The sequence below is a fragment of the Actinocrinis sp. genome (genome assembly GCF_035946395.1).
Lineage (GTDB): Bacteria > Actinomycetota > Actinomycetes > Streptomycetales > Catenulisporaceae > Actinocrinis.
Window position 1 is genome coordinate 1 of record NZ_DASYZI010000421.1, and the last position, 3,361, is coordinate 3,361.

Here is a 3,361-nt window from a genome sequence, read left to right on the forward strand (position 1 = left end):
CGGATCGCGCCGTCGATGGGCACGCGGCCGATCGGCACGCGGCGCACGCTCACTCCGCGCGCCGACAGGACGCGGGCCAGCAGCTGGTAGTCGGGGTCCATCTCGCGGTCGTAGAGCAGCACGACCTCGTCGAAGTCCGGCACCAGCGGCAGCAGCTCACGCAGCGCGCACGCCAAGTAGTTGGCTTGCCCGCCGGCCGAGACGATCTGACGCAGCGGCAGCCCGAAACGGGTCAGGTCCAGGTAGACGGGGCCGTGCACGTCACGGTGATCCAGGCACATGCTGTGGCTGTCCAGGATCTCCAACACTTCCTCCAGGCCGAGGCCGGGCGGCTGATGGCGGGTCAGGCCCGGATCGTGCATGCCAAGCCGCGCGTAGTGGTCGCTCCACAGTTCAAGCACCCGGGTCGCCGCGGGATGGGCCCAACCGCAGATCTCGACGGCCTCGGCATAGGGGCGCAGCGCGGCCGGCGCGACGGGCGTCGGCTCGGCGCGGTGGCGCATGTAGAGGGTGCCGATCTCCGTTTCGTCGAGACCGGAGTAGTCGGTGTCGCCGACCGCGCGGTCGAGGAACTCCCAGAACGCGAGGGTCTGTTCGGTCAGGAAGTACGTGCTGGGGCTGTACCGGTAGCTGACGTCGGCGATCCGGCCGGTGGCGCGGTACATGACGTCGGTCCACAGCAGACCCTTGAGATGGGACGGGGTCAGCGGCTTGGACGGGGTGACGGTGATCGGCGCCAGCAGCACCCGATGGCGTGATCCGGCCTGGCCGGACTCGACCCGAGTGGGCGACGGCGGCACATCGACGAGCGGAATGGGCATGGCTTACGCCCCTATCCGAGGCTGAGCAGGCTCAAGGGCTTCGGAGGCCTGCGTCGCCATGGCGACCGCGTTCACGAGCGCCGCGCGGGTCGGCGGGCTCGGGCGATTCAGGCGATTCGGGGTCGCGGCGGCCGAGGCGCGGGCGACGCGGCTGGTGAACGCCTCGTCGGCGAAGACTTCGCCGGGCGTGCTGAGAGTCATGGCCATCCGGGTCATGCCACGCCACACGGTTGCGTCGGTGGCAGCCGCCGCGAGGACAGCACGTGGCGAAGGGCGGCCAGGCTGCAACGCAGCGGGCGGCGGCGCAGAGTCGGCGGCGCTATCCGTACTTTTGGCGGCGTTGGCGGCGTCAGTGGCACGACCAGTGCTATCGGTGCTATCGGCACCAGGGGCGTCAGCGGTGTTTCTGGTGCTAGCAGTGTTTCCGGTGCCAGCAGTGTCACTGGCGCCATCGGCGTCGATGGGCCCGCTGATTTGGGTGATCGCCATACGCCATTGGGCAGTACGGGCCTGGTCGGCGAGGACCGCGTGCTCGTACCAGGGGCGGTAGAGCGCGTCGGCCAGGCCCGCCGCGGTGTCTGCCTGGGCCTGGTCGGCTGCCGGGTGCGCGGCGAGCAGGTCCGCCAGTTCGAAAGCGTGCGCCATGGCCAGCGACATGCCGCGCCCGAACAGCGGATTGGTCACGCAGGCCGCGTCGCCGACGGGGTACAGGCCCGCGACGACTGGCGTCGTGGCGGCGGCGCGCAAAGCGTTCGGCGGGCATGCCAACGCCCGGACGGGCGATATCGGGACGCTGACACCATCGGCGAGCCACGGGCTCAGCCAGGGAGTGGCTTCGGCGGCGGCGGTGAATCCCGCCGGGGTTCGCAGCGCGGAGAGCTCCCGATCACCCGGAAGAGTGCCGATTGCGATCGAGAAGGTGCCGCCGTCCCCGGGATGGAGCACACCGGCGTAGTGATCGAAGACGTCGCCGGCAGCGTGGCCGCGATTGAGCGGGCCGGGTCTGCGCGATCCGCTGAGCCGGTAGAAGCGCGTGAACCCGGTCACGCCTGACGGGCTGGCCAAGTCCTCGCCGACGGGGTGGCCGGCGGCATCGAGCCAGGCACGGGAGGCTGCACGCCTGCCGGTGGCGTCGATCACGACGTCTGCCGACAGCACGTCGCCCGTCTTGGTCACCACGCCGCTGACCACCGGCCGGTCCGACGCCAGTGTCACGCCGACGACCTGCGTGAGGTATCGGATGCGGACGCGGGGCAGGGCCGCGACGTATCGGTGCAGCACGAGTTCGAAGGTGGTGCGGCGGCATGCGAGCGCGACGAGTTCGTCGTCCTGCGGCTGCCTGGCACTGTCGGCCGCATGCTGCGGCATGCTCGTCGTCAGATCGAACATCTCCGCACCGGCCGCGAGCAACGCGTCGAGCACCGCAGGAGCGCGCCGTCGCAGCGTCCGTACTCCGAGCGAGGTGAAGGTGTGCGACTGCTGCGCTTGCGGCACGCTGGGCCGGTACCAGGCCAGATCGGACGAAGGTGGCCCGGACGAAGCAGACCCGGACGGCGCTGCGGTCGGCGGCGGGGGCGAACCCTCGACGACCAGTGCCCCCCAGCCGTTCTGGTGCAGCGCGAGCGCCGCCGCCAAGCCCGCCGGGCCGCCCCCCACGACGACGGCTGACGGCATGTCAGGTCCGCCGTCCGTGCAAGAAGAACACGCGGCGCACGTTCTTCTCGCCGCGCGGCGGCACGGGGTCCGGCCAACGTCCGAAGTCGGCTTCCGGGTCGCCCGGCTGTACCGCCTCGACGGCGAAGCCGTGCGCCGCGAAGAACCGCTCGGGCTCGTCGGTGCCGAACAGCCAGGGGCAGCCCCAGCCGGCGAAGAGGTCGAGCAGGCCGCGCATGTTCGGCAGCGTCAGCGCGGCGTCGTTGACGATGTCGGCGGCGATCAGGCCGCCCGGCGCCATGATCGCGGCGATCCGGTCGAGGATGCTGTGCGCGTCGCTCTCGGTGACGTAGTACAGCAGGCCCTCCAGCAGCCAGACCGAGGGCGACGCGGGGTCGTATCCGGCTGCCGCGAGGCGTGCTTCCCAGTCGGGCGCGGTCAGGTCGGCCGCGACGACGTGATGCTGCACCTGCGGGTCGACGCCGCGCAGCCGGTCGCGCTTGTATTCGAGCACCGCGGGCCGGTCGACTTCGAAGTACCGGATGTGCTCGGGCCAAGCCAGCCGGTAGGCGCGCGAGTCCATGCCGGCCGGCGCCAGGACGACCTGGCTCAGGTCGGAATCCTTCGCGGCCCGCTGGAGGTAGTCGTCGAAGAACCGGGTGCGGATGGCGTTGTAGTCCGGGGTGCTCGGAAGAGTGCGCAACGCGTTCTTGGGGAACGTTGCCTCACGGATCTCGGCCAGCAGCGACGGCCCGGCGTCGCCGCACAGCGCGGCGGCGTACGGGTCCTCATAGATCCGGTCGGGGCGGCTGGTCTCCGCCGCACGCAGCGCGGCGGTCAGCAGGGCGGTGCGTTCGACCGCGTCGGTCGGCGCAGCCGCCGGTTCG

At 71.3% G+C, this 3,361-nt stretch carries 3 protein-coding genes; all 3 read right to left on the reverse strand.

Going from position 1 to position 3,361, the window contains the following annotated elements; all coding sequences use genetic code 11:
• On the reverse strand, positions 1 to 821 hold an 821-nt coding region (locus VGS97_RS26605; RefSeq protein WP_326856405.1), incomplete at its 3' end, for a hypothetical protein.
• A gap of 3 nt (positions 822 to 824) precedes the next feature.
• Positions 825 to 2,495 carry an NAD(P)/FAD-dependent oxidoreductase gene (locus tag VGS97_RS26610; RefSeq protein ID WP_326856406.1) on the reverse strand — a complete coding sequence of 557 codons (1,671 nt, stop codon included), beginning with the start codon at positions 2,493 to 2,495 and terminating at the stop codon, positions 825 to 827.
• Between the two features lies 1 nt (position 2,496).
• A complete protein-coding gene (locus tag VGS97_RS26615; protein ID WP_349262275.1) occupies positions 2,497 to 3,318 on the reverse strand; it encodes an SAM-dependent methyltransferase in 822 nt (273 codons plus the stop codon).
• Positions 3,319 to 3,361 lie beyond the last annotated feature (43 nt).